Below are 18030 nucleotides of genomic sequence, written 5' to 3' on the forward strand. Positions count from 1 at the left end.
GGCCTCGCGTGCTAACGCGGTGGTCACCTCGCCGGCAGTCCCCAGCCGTCAGCCGCCGCCTGCATGCGGCCGATGCCTCCGGCGACCTGGAGTGGCCCGGCGACAAGGCTGATGAAGCCGGCCAGCACCATGGCCGACCCGGCGGCCTGCTGCTCCGGCGAGAAGACGTCGTTGGCCCCGGTGCCGAGCGAGTACGCCTGCCCGGTCGCGATCATGCCGGGGGCCTCGTACATGGCGTAGCCGCCCAGGCCGACCTCGGTCGCCGTGAGCACGCCGAAACCAAGTGCCGAGGTCGGTGGGAAGATCGTCGCGATCAGCACCGCCACGGAGAGGATGCCCACCACGACGGCCTTCACCTTCCTCCAGAAGGCGTCATCGTCCATTTCCTTCTGGATCGCGGCGCGCAGTTCCGGATCGGCCATCGGCAGCAGAGATTGGATGATGGGTGCGAAGTGCTCCCACCCAACGTCGCCGGCCTCCACCCTGGGGATCAGTTCGCCGAAGGCGGAGCGACGGCTGCGGATCGCCACGAGGATCTACTCGCGCAGCGTCTCGACCGAACTGGTCTCGAGGGAGCTGAGGATCGAGCCGGGCAGGACGTCGTAGCCGTCCGGGCCAAGCGGCTGCAGCGTGCGCCGGATCCGCTCCACCCCCGCTGCCGCGGCCTGCGGGTTGGGAAAGAGCTGGTTCAATCGCGCCTCGGCGGAGCCGCGCGGCGGGTTGTAGCCGGCTATGCTGCGGCTCCGATGCGGGTCGGTCGGCCATGAACGCTGCCGCGATCGCGGCGAGAACGATCGTCCGATAGGGAATGCCCAGATACCCGACCATCAGGAAGGCGGCCGCGCCCATCGTCGGCGCGGCAGGCGCTTCGCGCCCTGCGCGGAATGCGTACCATTTCGAGCATGCTCAAAGCTTGCACTCTTCTGCGCCCGGCTGCTGCGTGTCGGACACCTCCGTCGCCAGTGTCGCTATCTCGGCCAGAATGTCCGGCATCGATTCGATGGGCGTGACGAGCCGCGGGTCCGGCGGGATGCCTGCACGTAGATCCAATGTGACGCCGTTCTGGGCTGCGGTGACTCGCAGATTGGCGATCTCGGCCGTCGTCAGGCTGCCCGGCTCGTAGGCGACCGTCAGGGTCCGCGCGGCCGGATTGGTGATTGTGACGCGAGCCTGCCTCACACCAGCGGTGAAGCTCGGAATTCTGCGGGGGGTCGCTCCGAAATTTGCCAGCTGAGCGATGTCCTCCTCCACGGCCGCAGCAACGTCCGCGCCGCCACGCGACTTCACCGAGACGAGATCTCCTCCCGCGATGTCGATCGTTATGCTTTCCCCGTTGCGCATGGCATTCTGCAGCCCGGCCGTATCCGCAATGACCTGTCCCTGCTGCCCGCGAATCGTGATCTGCGCGTCGCGGGCGAGATCGATGCCGGGGAAGTTGCCCTCTCCACGGAAGAGTCCACGGGCCGTCAGCCGGTCCGTGATCCTGATGGCGGCGGCCCTGAAACGGGCGCGGATCAATTCCCCCATGGCGATGCGCGCTTCGACCAGGCGGCCGCGTTCGAGAGGAGCGAGGATTTCAGGATTGAACAGCCGATTGCCGACTCTTTGTATAATGGCCTTGGCGAAGCGGGCCGCGAGCCCGCCCAGCAGGACCATGGCTCCGCAAACACCGATTGTGAGACTGCTGGAGCTGATCAGCTCGCAGTCACACTCGCGCTCCTTCGGCAAGCGGTCGGACCGCGAGAGGTTGTAGCTCGCCTTGTAGATCGACGCGCCCTCGATTGCCAATGTCGCGAGCAGCAGCCCGTATCCGACCTCGCTGGCAAACGCGAAGCCCGAGGCAGCACCTAGGGCCGCGCCAGGAATGGCTCCGGCGCCGCCCGCGGCGGCGCCCCCGATGCCACCCAGGATGGCGCCGGCCAGAACCGCACCGATTAGGAACCAGCCGTACAGCCGGCCGGCCGCAGAGTTGAGGTGGCGCAGGATCGAGAAGGCATCGTCGGCCGCCCTGTTGAACTCCAGATCCCAGAGATTGGAGCCAAGGGATTTGATCTTGTGCCAGATCATTCCGAAATCTTTCCCGACGCCGGGCCATGGCCAGATCAGCTCCCATGCCATCTCCTTCAGGATGGGCCACCAGTTCTCCGCCATGTATTGGAGCTTCGGATTGAGGTGCCGCAGGATGCAGCCGACGTTCTCGTTGGAAGCGATCGCCGTCGCGAGCGACCGCGCCTTGTCCGCCGCGCCGCTGATCATTCCTGTCAGGGACGCGCGGATCCGCTCCATGTAGGGATCGGGATTCTTGTAGATGTCCCATGCGAGCTCCAGAAGGTCGGCCGATCCCTTAAGGACCTTTACGCCGCCGAGGAGCAGGCCGGCACCGGGCAGCATCTGAACGCACGGATGCCCAACGACATCGAGAACCGTGTTGAGAACGCCCGTGGGAGCGTCCTCGGCGCCCGGCTTCGAATGACCCGTCACCTCCGCGAGGGACAGGTTTTGCGGCGCCGCGAGCATGTCCAGCGAGATTGGCGCGAACAGCGAGCTGCCGATCCCCTTTGCGCAGTGATAGGCCGCCTTGAGCTTGTCTTCGGCCGTATTGTAGACCCACCGGCCCGCCGAATTGAGCTTGCCGCCGACCCACTTGGTTCCCGACCAGGCTGCCGAGGCGCCGGCCTCGACCTTGCCGCCGACCCACTCGGCCGCGTCCACGAACGGATCGTACCAGGATCGTCGCGCCGGAACGGAGGACCCTCGCGCCGGCTGCAGCGTGTGCGCCAGCTCGTGCGCTAGCAGATGCTGCCCGCTGCGCGTGCTCGGCGCGAACTGGCCCGGCGCGAAGGCGATGTCGCTGCCGACCGTGAAAGCGCGCGCGTTGAGAGCGCTCGCCGCCTGCGCAGCGGCAGGTCCGTCGTGGATGCGCACGCCGCTGAGGTCCGCGCCGAGCTTCGTCTCGAAGCCGCGGCGGGTCTCGCGCGGCAAGGGCCGGCCGCCGCTGCCGAGAAACGAAAGCGCCGGCATCGCGGCGGCCGCCGAAGGCGTCGGCTGCGCACCGTTCCCCTTGAGGCGCACCGGGGTCTCCTCGTCGCACTGGCCGCATGGAACGCCGGCTGCGCACGACGCGCATTTGCAGCGCACGAGAGTCGACGGTGCGCCCGAGACGGCCGCGTCCGCGACGCGATCGGCCTCGCGCTCGTCGGGATCGTTCGGCTGACTGACCGTGAGCTTGGCCCGGGTGATGCCGCTGCGCAGCAGCGACTGAATCGCGAGGTTGCCGGCGAACTCCAGGGCAGGCGCCGGCGGCGCGGCGGGCGAGTTCCGGGCGGCGGGGGCGGCCTCCGACCGCTGCGCCGCCTGCCGGGATGCGACGGGCCCGCTCATCCGCGCGCCGCCATGGCCGAGGGCACCATGCGCCCCTGCCGCGCCATCTCGCGCCCCAGCACGCCGAGCAGCAGGGGCATGCCCACGTTCCGGGCCTCCGACGCCGCTGCGGCGAAGGCGGCTTCCAGCGCCACCTTGCGGATCTCCCCGCCGGTCAGCTCGAAGCCGCGGGCGAGGGCGGCGTGATCGAGGTCGGCTGCGCAGGGCAGGGGCGGCGCCAGCATGGCGCGCCACAGCCGCTCCCGCGCGGCCGCGTCCGGGCGCGGGAACTCGACGATGAAGTGCAGACGGCGCGCGAAGGCCTGGTCCATGTTGCGCGCCAGGTTGGTCGCCAGGATCACCGGGCCGTCGTGGTCCTCCATGCGCTGCAGCAGGTAGGCGACCTCCAGGTTGGCGTAGCGGTCATGCGCGTCCTTCACCTCCGACCGACGGCCGAACAGCGCATCCGCCTCGTCGAACAGCAGAACGGCGTTGCTGCCGCGCGCGGATGCGAATATGCGGTCGAGGTTGCGCTCCGTCTCGCCGATGTACTTGCTGACCACGGTGGCGAGGTCCACGCGGTAGAGGTCGAGGCCGAGCCCGTCCGCCACGACGCTGGCCGCCATCGTCTTGCCGGTACCGGGTGGCCCCTGGAACAGCGCGGCCAGCCCGTCTGGCGCGGCGGAGAGGCGGCCCATGCCCCAGCCTTGCTGCACCAGGCCGCGATGCGCGATCGCCGCGGCGACCTCCTTCAGCCGGGCCAGCGTCGGCGCCGGCAGCACGAGATCGTGCCAGCCGGCGCGCGACCGCACGCGGCTTGCGAGTTGCCCGAGCGCGAGGCCGGACTGCTCGCGCGCCGCGTGGAACAGCGCGGGCGCGGGCAACGGGCCGGGCGCCTCCGTGCTGAGAGCGGCGTCGCGCGCCGCACGGGCGATCTGGCCGGCGTTGAGACGGAACCGCTCCGCGACGGCGTCGAGCGCCTGCGGCTCGGCCCGCGATTCCCCGGCCGCGAGGGCTGCCTCCCACAGCGTGCGGCGGCGCGCGGCGTCGGGTTCTGGAAAGGCGATGCGCCGCAGCGGCAGCTCGCGCAGGGTCTGCAGCAGGGGGCTGCCCGGCGCCGTGGCGAGGCAGGGCGGCAGGGGCCCGCCCCCTTGCAGCCGGTCCAGCGCGGCGGGCAGGTCGGGCGGCCCGCGCCCCTCCAGGCCCGTCGCGTCCACGAAGACCAGCGCCGGCTGCAGCCGCGCGAGCAGGGCGGCGGCGCGGGCGAAGGCAGGCCAGCCCTCGGCGGGCAGGGTGCATGCCTCGACCGCGACCACGCCGGCCGGGGCCGCCAGCGCGCGGGCCGCGGCGAGGCGGCCGGAGCCGGCAGCACCCTCCAGCACCAGCACCGCCTCACGCCCGTCGCGCGTAGCGCGGAGCGGGCCGGTATCGGCAATGCCGGGGGCGGGCGGCAGCCACCTGGCGCCGGGCGGGATGGGCAGCGGCAGGCCGAGCAGGACACGGGCGACCAGCGGCGCCGCCGCGAATTCCCGCAGGCGCTCGGGGCGCCGTTCCGCCGTGGCGGGCAGGTGCTCGATCAGGCCGAGCGCCGCAAGCCTGCCCTCGGGCAACAGCGCGGCACGCAGGTCCGGCGTGGCATCGTCCAGGAGGCGCAGCGCCAGCTCCACCGTCGGCCAGCGCCGCGCGACGTTGTTGTTGAGATAGGCGAACAGCGTCTCGTAGCGGGCGTCCAGTTCCGGCGCGACGGCGAGGACGAGCACCTCGCGCTCCGCCGAGGACAGCGCGAAGGCCTCGGCCAGCCGAGCCCAGGCCGAGCCGGGCTCGGGCGGCACGCGCGGCGGCGGCGCCTCCCGAACGCCCGCGTTCCGCGCGCGCAGCAGCGCATCCACCTGCTCGTCGCTGACATAGAGACCGCGGAACTCGTCCAGCGAAAGCTCGTAGCCGGCGCGCAGCCGCAGGATCTCGCGGTGGAGCAGCGCGTCGAGGCGCTCGAGCTCCGCGGCGAGGGGGCGGCGCACGGCGTCCATGCACTCAGGCCTCCCGCCGCAGCGTCAGGCCGCCGCTGCCGACCAGCCAGGGCAGGCGCAGCGTCGCGCGCGCGAGGCCCGTCATCCCCAGGACGACATCGAGCGGCGGGCGGGAGAGGGTGACGGTCAGCCCCTCCACGTCCTGCTCCGTCCGCGCCGTCACGGCGAGGATGTTGCGCGCGAGCCAGGCGGGGCTGGAGCCGCCCAGGCCGGGCAGGTGCGCGGCCATGCGTTGCACCAGCGCGAAGGCGAGGCGGTCCAGCAGCGCCGAGAGCCGCGGCGTGGCCGCGCCGCCCGGAACCGAGAGGAAGCGGCGCGCCGCCGCATCGGGCCGCGGCAGCGGCGGCAGGTCCCGGCGCAGCGCCTGGCGATGGCGGCGTCGGACATCCCGGCCCCAGGCGGCGATGGCAGCGGCGCCGAGCCGCGGCGGCAGGCCCAGCACGTCGCGCCAGAGCGGATCGAGCAGGAAGGCCGCTGCGCGCGCCCCGCCGGTGCAGCGCGCCAGCACCAGCGCGCGGAGCAGCGCGGCCGCGGTCGCCCCCTCCGGCGCCGGCCAGCCGGCCGTTGCCGCGTCCAGCCGCCATTCGTCGAGAAAGCGCAGCAGTAGGAAGCCGCCGCCGAAGGGCGTGTGGCGCGCGGGCCGGGTCTCGGCGCCAGCGGGATCGGCCAGGCGCAGCAGCGCCGCCCGCGGCTCCGGTGCCAGCCGCAGCAGCGGCAGGAGCGCCGCGGCACCCGATGCGCCGAGCCGTCGCGCGAGCGCCGCGACATCCGGCTCGGCGGCGCCGGTGGCGCGGTGGTGGCGCAGCAGCGCCAGCGCCCGCACCAGGGCCGCCACCCCGGGCGGCAGGCCAGCCGCCACGGCGGCGACGAACAGCGCGAGGCCGAGCCGGTCCGGACAGGCCGGCGAGACAGGCGGCCAGCCTTCCCGCGCGAGCAGGGCAGCGAGTTCGGCAGCCGGCGCCTCGGCCGCCTGCCCGGCAAGCCCGTCCAGCACGCGTGCCGCCTCGGCGCTGCCCATCGCCTCCAGCACCCTGGCCAGGTCGGGCGCGGCCAAGCGGGTGAGCGCCGCGAGCCCCTCCGCCGGCTCGGCCAGGATGGCCGTGCGCAGTGCCATGCCGGTGGGCAGTGCGCGCAACCCGCCGAAGCACACATGGATCCAGGAGCCCCAGGCATCGCCGCCGGCCAGGTCGGCCAGGAAGCGGGCGAGGTGGGCAGCGCGGTCAGGGAAGAACATAACGCCGTCGGAGGAGAGATCCAGCCGGCTCGCAATCGCTGCGGCCAGCGCGCCCGCCCAACGGCGCCCCGCCTCCGCCGGCGCCAGGCCGGTGTCGAGGGTGTTGTCGAGCGTGACCTCGCGCAGCAGCCAAACCCCCTCGGCCTTGCCGCGGGCGAGCGGCGCGAGGGCGGCGCCAAGGTCCCGCGCCAACTCGGCCAGTGCCGCATCCATTCGGCCACGCACTGCATCGGGCGCCGGGTGGTTGGCCGCCACCAGATAAGTGGCGAGGTGCCGCCGGATGGTGATGCGACCCTCGGGACCTGTGTTGGGCGAAAAAGGCGACATCAGCGCTTGGCCGTACCCGGCGGCGATGATGCCCGACGTGGCCGCTTCGGCCGGGATGCAAGGGGGCCGCCAGCATCACCGCCGGCGGCCCGGTGCTCCAACGCCTCCACCCGCTCGCGCAGCACCGCGTTGTCGGCTCGCAGTTCGCGCAGCTCCTCGGCGACCAGCGCCTCGACTCGCTCGCGCAGCGCCGCGTGCTCGGCCCGCAACTCTCGCAGTGCTTCGACGACCAGCGCCTCGAAACCGTGGATGCTGACGTTCGCGGCCTGCAGCTCGCGTAGCGCCTCGACAACCAGCGCCTCGAAACCACGGATGTTGAGTAGCTTGTAGCCGTCGGGCCCGGTCTCGACCCATTCGGGGAAGACCTTCTCGACCTCGCCAGCGAGCAGTCCCGTCTCTATCCCGGCGTAGCCACCCGCAGTCGTGGGGTCGCGCCAAGCGAAGCGGACGCCCCGAAGGCGCAGAAGTTTCCCGAGCGCACCCTCGACCGGCGCGACATCCTTCTTCAGCCGCTCATCGGAGGGCGTGAGCCAATTCGGGCCGGTGCTCTTGTACGCCGTGCCTTGGACATGCAGCGTGTGGCTCGGCAGGGCAACGCCGATCCCCACGCGGTCGTTGCCGTCGAAGGCGACATAGTCGCCGCCGCTGCGGATGCGCAACACCCCATCACCCTGGTCGCCGATGCGTGAGCCATAGAGGTGCAACCAGCTCGGCCCGTCGGTGCGGCCGAACTCGCCGCCGATGTTCAGCTTCAGCGGCTGCGTGCCGAACGCGCCGATCTCCACGCGGTCGCCGCCGCTGGTGATGCGCAGGATGCGATCGCCGTCATCGGCGATGGCAGAGCCCAGCATGTAGAGCCGCGCCGGTGCCTGCAGCATGCCAATCTGACCGCGCACCTCCAGCTTCAAATCGCTGCGCGGCGCGTCGGTGCCGATGCCGAGCTGACCCGTCGGCGTGACGGCCAGCTTGTCCCCGCCCGACCAGAGCCGCGCCTTGCCGCCCAGCGCGTACCAGACCCATCGCTCGCCGCCAGCCGGGACATCTACGAAGGACTTCGTATCGCGGTTCGCGAAGGAGAGACCGCCACCCATGCCGCCGGAATGGATCTCCGTCGGGCTGTCGCCCTCGACATGAATGGCGCGCTGCGGCGTCGCCGTCCCCAGGCCGAGGCGGCCTTCCGGCGTGACGACCAGCTTGTCACTGCCAGACCAGAGCCGCGCCTTGCCCCCGTTCGCGTACCACAGCCAGCGCTGCCCGGCATTCGGCGCCAGGGTGTAAGAGACGGCGTCGCGGCTGGCAAAGGAGAGGCCGCCGTCCGTGCCTCCCGAGTGGATCTGCGTCGGTCCGCCCCCCTCGACATGCACCGCGGATTGCGGGGCATCCGTGCCGATGGCGATCCGGCCGTCGGAGGTGAGGCGGATCGCCGGCTGCACCGTGCCGTCCGCCGCCAGCACACCAACAACCAAGCGGTTGCTGCCATCCGCCTGGGTGCCCAGCGCCACGGCGAGGTCCCGCCCCGGGCCCGGCGCAACGGCATTCGCGGCGGCGCCGACCGCCAGCATGCGGCCGTCATCCGTGCCGTCCGGCTTGCGGAACTCCCAACGCCCGCCCCAGATCCGCCCATTGCCGACCAGGCGGAGGTTGCTCTCGATCCAGACCGGCTCGTGGAACACCGGCCGCCCGTCCACCAGCGCTAGGTCCGCGTCGCGCAGCGCCAACGCGTCGCAGACGGTCTGAACCTCGCTGTCGGGCGCATCCTTCTTCGGCTGGACCAGCCGGGGACGCAGCCGCAGTAACCCGTCCGCACCCAGCAGGCTCTCGCCGACCAGACCGGCGTTCCGGCGCACGCGGCGCGACAGCCTGCGCGCGTCGTCGGTGGGCAGCGCGACCAGCCGTGCCATCGCCTCGTCCCACTGCACTTGGCCGAGCGGCACGAGCCAGCGCGCCCTTGCGCCGCGCGGGTGGGGGGCCTGCTCGGGCACCGAGCCGTCGCAGAGGAACGGCCCGCCGGTGTCGAGGAGGCGGCGGACCAGCCGCGCATCCGGACTCAGCGCGCCGTTGTAGTGGACCCCGCCCTCGCGCTCGTCCAGGCGCAGCTCGCCGAACTCCAGCTCGTAGCCTTCCGCCATGCGGGTGAAGGCATCCGCGTCGCAGGCGCAACCGCCATAGCCCGGGCGCAGCGCCGCCTGCCCCTCCTCCCGCGCGCCGATCCAGACGCGGTAGCTGCCCGTGGGACGCCCTTGCAGGTGGTCCACCGGGATGCGCATGGCGGTGCGCACCACGATGCCACGGCCATAGCCGTCCAGGGCGGTGCCCGGCTGGAGCCAGACCTCGATGCCGCCCGCCGGGTCGGGCCGCTCCACCAGGGCGAGGCCGCTCACGATGCCCCAGCTGTGCCCACCGAGTAGGTGCTCGGCCAGCCGCGCGCGGTGGTAGGCGACGATGGCGTCGAGATCGCCGGCGCCGATATACTGCCCTTCGACGAAGCGGGGGCGCTCGAGCGTGCTGCCCGACATGCAACATCCTCCCGGTTAACGGTTACGCAGCGCGGCGACCTCTGCCTGCAGCGCCTTCACCTGCTCGCGCAACTCGGTCACGTCGTCCGGCGTCGCGACGATGTTCAAGCCGCGGAGCATGGCCCTGACGTCGGGCGGGTTGCCGCGCAGAAGGTCCCCGAGGATCGGGTCCTGACCGCTGTCGCGCACCGCCTCCCGCCGCACGACGAAGTCATTTTGGCGCAGCTGCGGCGTGCCGCAGCACAGCTGCTGCAGCTGGTCCCGGATCTGCGCCGCCTGCGGGAAGAAGGACAACCAGTAAAGCAGGTTGGGGAAGGTCGGAACGAGCGCGCGCAGCGGCGTCCAGTTGCAGACGCGGAGCACGCGGCAGGGACTGCCACGAACGGTGAAGGTCGCGAGCGGGATGCGCGTTTCGGAAATCGGTTCGGGGCAGGGCGGCAGCAGGGCCTCGCAGAGGCAGTCCTGCAGCACGGCCTGCGTGAGGGCCAGCAGCTGCCGGTCGGCCTCGGCCGAGTTCTCCGCCATGCAGTCGATGCTACAAAGGTGGGAGATCTCCTCGCAGCGCGTCGTGCCGTGCTCGTTCCGGTGCGCGACGAGGGCGGCCTTCAGGGCGTGGCAGGCGCGGACGCGGGCGGACCAGTCGTCGCCGTTGGTCGCCTGCCGCAGCGCCTCCGCCGCTCGCCAGACATTCTGCACACAGTCGGTGATGCGGTCGTAGAGCGCCGAGCCCGTCCCCGCGCGCGGGTCGCGGGGGCCCTTCGGCTTCGGGGCGCGGAACACCTCATAGCGGTAGCCCTCGCAGGTGATGGTCGGCGCGCATTCGACGGGCGCGGAGCGCGGCGGCACCTTGCCGCCTGCCCCGCCGCAGCCGCATCCGCAGCCCTTCGGATGGGCGGGCGAGAAGCCGCCCTTGCCGCCGCAGCTGCAGCTCCGCCCGCCGCAGCCGCAGGACGGGCAGGCCGAGGCGTGCAGCCGCGGCTCCGTCCGCGCGGCGTGTTCCTCGTACCGGATGGCGAGGACCCACTCCTCCTCCAGCTCCTTGCAGCCACGATCGTTGCCATAGGGGCGGCATTCGAGGGCCGACACCTCCTGCGCGCGGCAGGCCTGGATCATCTCGCAGACCGGCACGGTGTCCGGCGCGCAGACAACGATGTCCTCGCCGCAGGGACCGAGCGCATAGCCGGGCGAGACGCTGAGCAGCCCGCCCTCGCAGGGATGGCAGTGGACGACCAGTCCACAGACCACCCCGGTGCCGTGCAGGTGCCGGTTGTGCAGCCGCATCTTGCCGGTGACGTAGCGGTCGAGGCGGTTCAGGTCCGCCTCGCCGACGATCTGCCCCGCCACCCAGCGCGGGCGGCAGAGGCATTCCAGCGTGCCGCAGACGGGACAGGGCGGCGGCTCCGGCGAGCAGAGCCGCTGTACGGGCGCGCGCAGCGAGGTGAGGCGCGGCGCGGCGGCGGAGCTGGCGTGGTGGCCGGACATGCTGCGCCTCATCCTTCAAGGGTGACCGGGAACCAGCTCTCGAACAGGCCGCCCTGGATGCCGAGGTCGGCGCCCTTCGGGCGGTCGCCCGTGGGCAGGTCGGCGCGCACGAACTCGGCGTCGATGGCGCGGCCCAGTGCGAGCCGTCCGCGCTCGTCCCTGTCCGGCTCGCAGACGAAGTCGCCGCGCAGGACCGCCCAGAGCTCCTGGCCCACGAAGCGGTTGAAGCCGCCCAGGGCATCCTCGTTCAGCAGGTAGGCCGCGGCGTTGGCGATGGGCCCGGGCACGATCTCCGCTTCGCGGATCAGCCTACCGTCCATCCGGGTGATCCGCACGGGAACGACCTGGTTGCCGGCCAGGGGGCAACGGCAGTCGAGCAGCGTGTCCTGCACGGCGTTGCGCCGCGGCCGCGCGAGGACCTGGAAGACGTGCTCCGCATCCACGACCAGGTGCTCGATCTCCTCGCGCTTGTTGCGGGCCGGAAGGGCGAAGCCGATGACCACGTCTCCCGTGAACCCGATGACGAGGCCCTTGAAGGTCCTGGGGGGGCGGCCGGGGGTGTCGGAGGGTTCGACGATGGTCGCAAGCAGGCTCGGCTTCCGGTGCTCCCAGCTCAGCGCGGCGATGCGCACCAGCTTCTCGCCGGCGCCCACGCCGTCCTTGCCGTCGCATCCCTTCGGGATGGTGAGCCTGAGCGTGCGTACCCCGGCGATGTCCACGATGGCAGCGGCGCCCGGGACGGTGCAGTTCACGAACGTCGCGTTCACCGCGTCGATGCCGAGGCCGTCCTCGCCGTTCGTGCCGTTCTGGCCCGGCGGACCCTGCGTGCCGCCGCCCGCAGGCGCGTGCTCCATCAGGCAGCGCAGCGCCGCGGCGATCGCCTGCGTGCTGGGCAGCACCACGCGGCCGTCTGCGTTGTCGATCCAGGCCGTGCCGGCCGGCGGGTCGCCTGTCGCGTCGTCGCCGTCGAGCAGCTTCGCGCCGGGCTTCCAGCCGCGGATCGTCGCCAGCGTGAGGCAATCGCTCTCGAGGCAGGAGGGACAGGCGCCGCCGTCGAGCAGCGCGCCGCAATCGGCCTCGTCCACCTCGACGATGACGACGCCGTCCGCATGCAGCAGGTAGAGGCGGCGGCCGGCCGCATCCACGGTGACGCCGGCCAGCGGCTCCGCCACGTCCAGCACCGCGCCGGCCTTGGGCTGCTTGCCGGCGCGCAGCTGATGCAGGTTGACTGGCTGGAGCCAACCCTTGCCACTCTCCGCGCCGACGACATAGGCCCAGCCCCCGCCAGGGCTGACGGCGATGTCCGCGGGCTCGCCGTGCAGCTCCACCGCCTGGCCCACGGCACTGCCCGCCCCCTTCGGATCGAAGAGCAACAGCCGACCCTTGCCGCCTTCGGTGCCGGCGAGCGCGATCAGGTCGGGCCCGGTGGAGAGCGCCGCGTCCAGCGCGACGTGGGAGAAGCCGGCGGGCAGCGTGATCTCGCGCGGCGGCGCCGCGGAGCCGAGCTGGACCTCCACCACCTTCGCCGCACCGTCGCGGAGCGTGTAGGCGAGCGTGCCGCCGGTGCCGATGGCGAGCCCGATCGAGTCGCCGCCCGCGTCGAGCTCCCGCGGCGCCTCGCCATCCGGCAGGCCTTTCTTCCAAACCGCGACCTTGCCGCCATCCAGCGTCAGGGTGACCATCTCGCCGGTCCCGGGCGCGCAACGCATCCGCATCTTGCTGCCGGCGCTGGCCGGGATCGTCAGCTTGCGCTCGGGCGCCGCGAGCGTGCCGTCCAGGTCGTAGACGTGCAGCTCCAGCGGGTCGGTCACGGTGTCGGGCGCGACGGCGACGGCCAGCAGCCGCGCACTCGGGTCCACCGCGAGCGCGAAGGCTAGCCGGTCCAGGTGCACGGGCGCCTTCGGCACTAGGCCGTCCAGCAGGGTGCGATAGACCAGCGACTTCGCGCTCTCGGTGGCCGTCAGCAGCATGCGGCCGGGGCCTTCGTCGAGCGCGATCGCACCGGCCTCCGGCACGCCGACCGTCGCCAGGCGCCGCAGCCGCGGCGTCAGGACCGACTTCGGCTCCGGCTCCGGCGGGTCCACCACCAGGTCCACCGCATAGGTTTCCAGGATGCGGTTCGGGGCGCAGTCCGTGTCGTCGCAGGCGCACTCGTCGAAGAGGACGGGCACCTCCTCGGTCGGGCATTCACGGTGGCGGAGGCAGAGACGCAGCCGGTGCGGCTTGCCCTCCGGCGTCTCGACCAGGCTGCGGAAGGCCGGGAATGCCATCAGGTCGATGGTGTCCTCCTCCAGCACCAAAATGTCGTGGCCGCAGCAGTCGATGGCGCTGCCCGGATGGAGGCGGACGAGGCGGTCCTGGCAGAGCGGATTCCCGTGCTGGCTCACCTCCAGCCCGCAGACGATGCCGGTGCCGTGCAGGCGCTGGTGGTGCAGGCGGAGCTTCTGCGCGACATAGCGGTGCTCATCCGTCAGGTCGCGCGGTGTGACGAGCTTGCCCAGGAACCAGTGGTTCCGCAGCACCGGCTGCGGCTCGCACTCCGGGCAATGGGCGGCGTGATGATGGTTGGCGTCTGGCATGGCGGTCCTCATCCGAGCCGTGTGGCCTGACCCGCGCGCGCATCGCGGCCGAGGGTGAAGCCGGCGCGCGGCCGGGCACCGCCGATGCGCGTCGCCTGGCCGAGCCGGTCCTGGTCGAGCGTGAGCGGCCGCCCGGGCCAGGTGCCGAGCGCGCTGTCGAAGCCAAGCGTTGCCTGGATGCCGAGGCGCATGCGCGGCTCCACCCATTGGATGCTGGCCTGGGTGTGGGCCGGCGCCTCCGCCGCGATCAGGCGCTCCAGGCGGCGACGGTCGGCCGGGCGCCGCGCGCGGGCGGCGGGGAGGAAGACGCTGAAGCGGTGGGCATGAAGGTGGAAGGGGTCGCGCAGCGGATCGCGCTCGGTGGCGAGCCGCGTCACGTCGGCCTGCGCGTTGTCGCCCAGGCGGGAGCGGCCGAGGATGCGCTCGCCCCACAACCGCGACCCTTCGCCGAGGCGCCCGTGGCCGAGGACGAGCCAGCGGCGCAGGCGCCAATGCTCGAGCACCAGCATAGGCGGCTGCCAGGGGCAGGGCTCGGGCAGGCCGCAGGCCGGGCCGCCGGGACAGGGCGTGGCGGGGCGGCAGGTCGCCGGCGCATCCAGCCCAAGGTGCAACAGCAGCATGCGACGCAGGCCTTCCGGCGTGCCGCGGAGCGTGGCGAGGGCTGGCGCGGCGCGCAGCAGCCGGCGCCGCTCCGCCTCCGGCAGTCCGGCCAGCGCGCCGTCAAGGCCGACCCAGGAGGCGAGCCAGGCCAGCACGTCGGGCCGGCCACGGCGCGGGCTGCTGGCCGGTGCCGTGCGCGGGTCGAACAGCTCCGCGATGCGGTCCACCTGGTCCTCGATGGAGCGGAAGCCGCTGTCGAAGACGGCGAGGAAGCGGTCCGTGAACTCGGCAGAGACCGGCTCCTCGCCCCAGACGCCGGGCAGGAAGCGACGCAGGGAGATGCGCGGGAACTCCAGCGCGATCTCCCACAGGCGCGGCGTCACCTCGCCCGGGCCCTCCAGCGTGATCTCCAGCCACAGGAAGCGGCCCGGCGGGGCGAGGATTAGCGCTTCCTTCACGTTATCCACGAAGGGGCCGCAGGGGGTCCAGGCGGCGTCCTCCGGGTCCGCCACCATCTCCTGCGGGAGGTCGAGTTCCGCGGTGCGGGCGCGCAGCGAGAGCCGCGTGCCGCGCGGCAGCTCGACCGTCACCAGCAGCCGGTGCCAGACGCAGCCCTGGATGCGGCTGTCGAGCGGCTTCGTGAGCACGCGGCCGCGCGCCGCTCTGCCGCGCCGGCAGGGGACCAGCGCACCCGGGACGGGTTCGCCGCGCGCGTCGAACAGGCCGTCGCCGGTGATGCTGGCGCCCCAGGCGCGGCAGAGCAGTCCGAGTGCGAGGTGGCCGCGCGCGTCGAGGGCGAAGGGCAGCGACGGCAGGCGGCCCGCCAGGGCTTCCGGCCGCTCGGCCCTCTCCTCGACCGTGCCGTCCACGGCGATCACGCGCGCGACGCCGCCGCTGCCCGCTATTACGCGTCCGTCACAGTCGATCGCGAGGGCGCGGACGTCGCCCAGGCCCTCCGCCACGCGGCGGTGGCGGCCCATGCGGTCGAAGAGGTGCAGCGTGCCGGTGGCTGGGTCGGCCACCCAGATCCGGTCGCGCGTGTCCACGGCCAGCGCCGCGGGCTCCCACGCCGCGCCACCCGGCGGCGCCAGCTTGGCGAGCAGCGCGAGGTGCTGGCGGTGCAGTACCAGTACCGCATTGCCGGCGGCGATGTAGAGCCGGTCCTCGCCCACCGCAATGGCACGCAGCTTGCTGCCGGGCGGCACCAGGCAAGGCAGCGGGGCGAAGCGGCAGGCGCAGGGATCGAAGCGCAGCACCCGCCCGCCCGCGATGTCGAGCAGGTGGAGCGTGCCGTCCAGCCCCAGCGCGACGTGCCGGGGCGGGACCAGCCCGCCGAGCGTTCCCGCGGCATTGCCGAGCCCGCCGGCATCGTCCTTCTCGGGGGCCAACACCAGCGCGCCGTCGCCCGCATCCGCCTCGATCCCGTCCCCGGGCACCGCAAGCCGCCAGCCGTCGCGGCGCGACAGGCGCATCACGAGCGGATCGTGCGGCGGCCGGGCGGGCGGGGGCAGGAAGGCCGCGGTGCTCATCCGGCCAGCTCCTCCTGCACGATCACCTCGTGGCCGGCGGAGGCGAGCAGCGCGCCGGCAGGCACGGGCACGTCGGTGCAGTTCGGGTATTCCTCGCCGTCCAGCTCGATGATGGCGCTGACCACGCGCGCCGCGCCGGCCGCCAGCAGGCGCTGGTGGAGCGCCGAGAAGAAGACGTCGCCCCCGAAGGGCCAGCCACGGCCCTTCGCGCCGCCGGTGAGCGGGTGCAGGTAGGCGTCGAGCGCGGCCACCGCCGCCTCGCGCAGTTCCGCCGCGTCGGCGCCGGGTGGTGCGACGACCTCCGCCGTGACGCGCACGGGCAGGTAGGTCGGCGGCGTCACATGCACCTCGGTCGTCAGCAGCCGGCGCGAGTCGAGGCAGCGGCAAACCGCGCGCAGCAGGCCCTCCGACGGCACGGGCGCCGGGCCCTTCTCGTCCGGCACGACCACCACGGTGACGACGCCAGGCACCTCCACGCCCGGGAAGTCGGGATGGAACAGGGGCAGCGCCTTCACGCGGCCGATCGGCCCGGCCGAGATGGCCAGCGCCTCGAAATCCTCCGCCGTGACGGCGCGGTCGCGCGCCTTCAGCATGCGCGCGGCGCGCAGCTTCGCCGCCTCCAGCTCCTCCTCCTCCGTGCCGCCCGCGGCGGGGAAGGGGTTGGTCACGCGGGCGGTGTCGATGCCCGGGACGGGCGTGAGCAGGGAGGTGATAGCGCCCGCCGGCAGGTTGCCGCGCCGCCCGCCGCCGAAGCGGTAGCTGCGCGCGCGGATGCTGCTGGCCGGACGGTCCGGGTTCGCCACCGGGATGCGGCCGCGCACGCCCGCGAAGCGCACCATGCCCGCGCCGCGGTCCAGCGCATAGGCGGGCTCGTCGCGGCCGGCGGCGGCCAGGTCGTCCACCTCGTGCCAGGGGACGAAGCCGCGGCCATCGCCGTCATCCACTTCCAGCAGCAGCGTGCCGACCTGGACGGGACGGCCACTCAGGGCGAAGGCCTGGTCGGCGGTGCCGTCGCTGCCGCCGAGGATCTCGCCCTCCACCGTCTCGCCCTGCGTCGCGGCGACCATGTTCGTCCGGATGGCGAGGGCGCGCGGCACCTGCGCCCATCCGTTGCGGAGCACGCGCGCACGCAGCCAGAAGCGCGGCGCATCGCTGGCGCCGCCGAGCCGCAGCTTCTGCCAGAGCTTCCGCGGCGGGGTCTTCAGCAGCACCTGCCCGGTGCGGGAGAGCGCGTCCGTCTCGTCCCCCAGCAGCGGCAGGGCGCGCCAGTCGCGGCCGTCGTGGTATTCCCAGGCGAGGCAGTTGCGGCAGGTGCTTCCGCCCCCACCGCAGGTCACGGCGCCGCCGCCCTGCCCGCCCCCGGCCGCGAAGAAGGCCAGCGCCAGCTCGATCCCGGCCGGGATCTCCGCATCCTCCGTTGCGAGGGCGAGGGCGAGCGCGTTGCCGGGATCGGCGGCCTCGGCGAGGGGATGCCAGGGCTCCTCGGCGGTGGCGTTGCCCGCGGTGACGTCTTGCCAGGTGCCGCCGGAGAAGATGCGGACGGCATCGAGCGCCGCCTTCAGCACGATGAGGCGGCGGTCGGTCTCGAACACGATGGGGCCGGCGTCGTCCGCCTCCGCGCTCGCCACCTGGGTGCGGCGGGGCAGCTCCAGCCAGGGCGGCGTGGCCGGGTCAGACTCCGGCTGGAAGCTCAGCCAGACCTGGGATGGCCGCGCAGGTTCCAGCCGCAGGCCGATCAGCTCCAGGAACTTGATGTGGTTCAGCTCGGGCACCTGGTTCAGGCGGAACAGTAGCATCTCGCCGAGCCAGGCGAAGAGCTGCACCAGCGTGAAGCCGGGGTCGCTGTCGTTGAAGTCGGTCCATTCGCGCGTGTAGCGGGGGATGCGCGCGCGCGCCTCGCTCACCAGGTCGTTGAAGCTCCGGTTGTCGAGGACGGGCAGCTTGTCCGACAGGGCCATGGGTCAGGTCCCCTCGGTGACGAAGAAGGGATAAACCATGTTCCCGATGGCGTTGTTGGCGCGGACGCGCCAGGCGATGCGCACCAGCAGCAGGTTGAGGCGCTCCGGCGGGCTCTCCGCCGTCACCTCCAGCACGTCGATGCGCGGCTCGTGGCGGACCAGCGCCTGGCGCACGCGGTCGGCGATGCGCGTCACCGCGGCGCGCCCGTTCGGTGAGAAGACAAGGTCATGCGCGCCGCAGCCGAATTCCGGGCGCATCACCCGCTCGCCCGGCCCGGTGCCGAGGACGAGGCGGATCGCCTCCTCGATCTTCCGCTCGCCGCGGGAGGTCTGCAGGCGGCCGCCCACCACTTCGAGCGGGAAGCGCAGGCCCTGGCCCAGGAACGGGCGGTAGCCGGCATCCGGGCGGTCGCTCATC

At 73.0% G+C, this 18030-nt stretch carries 11 protein-coding genes; all 11 read right to left on the minus strand.

What is annotated here, in order from left to right:
• Window positions 1–23: 23 nt before the first annotated feature.
• The gene (locus tag Q7A36_RS31460; protein WP_305107750.1) at window positions 24–530 is read right to left on the minus strand and encodes a hypothetical protein; all 507 of its coding nucleotides are present in this window, start codon (window positions 528–530) and stop codon (window positions 24–26) included.
• A 6-nt stretch (window positions 531–536) separates the two neighbouring features.
• Complete coding sequence (locus Q7A36_RS31465; RefSeq protein ID WP_305107751.1) at window positions 537–692, minus strand: hypothetical protein; 156 nt, start codon at window positions 690–692, stop codon at window positions 537–539.
• Between the two features lie 214 nt (window positions 693–906).
• Window positions 907–3381 (minus strand): eCIS core domain-containing protein, encoded by a 2475-nt coding sequence (locus Q7A36_RS31470; protein ID WP_305107752.1) that lies wholly within the window; start codon window positions 3379–3381, stop codon window positions 907–909.
• On the minus strand, window positions 3378–5387 hold the full coding sequence (locus Q7A36_RS31475; RefSeq protein WP_305107753.1) for an ATP-binding protein: 2010 nt from the start codon (window positions 5385–5387) through the stop codon (window positions 3378–3380). The genes Q7A36_RS31470 and Q7A36_RS31475 overlap by 4 nt, the downstream gene beginning before the upstream one ends.
• Before the next feature lie 4 nt (window positions 5388–5391).
• Window positions 5392–6948 carry a hypothetical protein gene (locus tag Q7A36_RS31480; RefSeq protein ID WP_305107754.1) on the minus strand — a complete coding sequence of 519 codons (1557 nt, stop codon included), beginning with the start codon at window positions 6946–6948 and terminating at the stop codon, window positions 5392–5394.
• Window positions 6948–9464 (minus strand): tail fiber domain-containing protein, encoded by a 2517-nt coding sequence (locus tag Q7A36_RS31485; RefSeq protein WP_305107755.1) that lies wholly within the window; start codon window positions 9462–9464, stop codon window positions 6948–6950. The genes Q7A36_RS31480 and Q7A36_RS31485 overlap by 1 nt, the downstream gene beginning before the upstream one ends.
• A gap of 15 nt (window positions 9465–9479) precedes the next feature.
• Entirely contained in the window at window positions 9480–10946 is a 1467-nt protein-coding gene (locus Q7A36_RS31490; protein ID WP_305107756.1) for a hypothetical protein, read from the minus strand.
• An 8-nt stretch (window positions 10947–10954) separates the two neighbouring features.
• On the minus strand, window positions 10955–13525 hold the full coding sequence (locus Q7A36_RS31495; protein ID WP_305107757.1) for a YncE family protein: 2571 nt from the start codon (window positions 13523–13525) through the stop codon (window positions 10955–10957).
• 8 nt (window positions 13526–13533) lie between these two features.
• A complete protein-coding gene (locus Q7A36_RS31500) occupies window positions 13534–15654 on the minus strand; it encodes a phage tail protein (protein ID WP_305107758.1) in 2121 nt (706 codons plus the stop codon).
• Window positions 15651–17612: a putative baseplate assembly protein gene (locus tag Q7A36_RS31505; protein ID WP_305107759.1), complete on the minus strand. Its 1962-nt coding sequence runs from the start codon at window positions 17610–17612 to the stop codon at window positions 15651–15653. The genes Q7A36_RS31500 and Q7A36_RS31505 overlap by 4 nt, the downstream gene beginning before the upstream one ends.
• Window positions 17613–17615: 3 nt before the next feature.
• Window positions 17616–18029, minus strand: a complete 414-nt coding sequence (locus Q7A36_RS31510; protein ID WP_305107760.1) for a GPW/gp25 family protein — start codon at window positions 18027–18029, stop codon at window positions 17616–17618.
• Between the last annotated feature and the right edge of the window lies 1 nt (window position 18030).

The organism is Paracraurococcus lichenis, from assembly GCF_030657435.1.
GTDB classification, from domain to species: Bacteria; Pseudomonadota; Alphaproteobacteria; order Acetobacterales; family Acetobacteraceae; genus Paracraurococcus; species Paracraurococcus lichenis.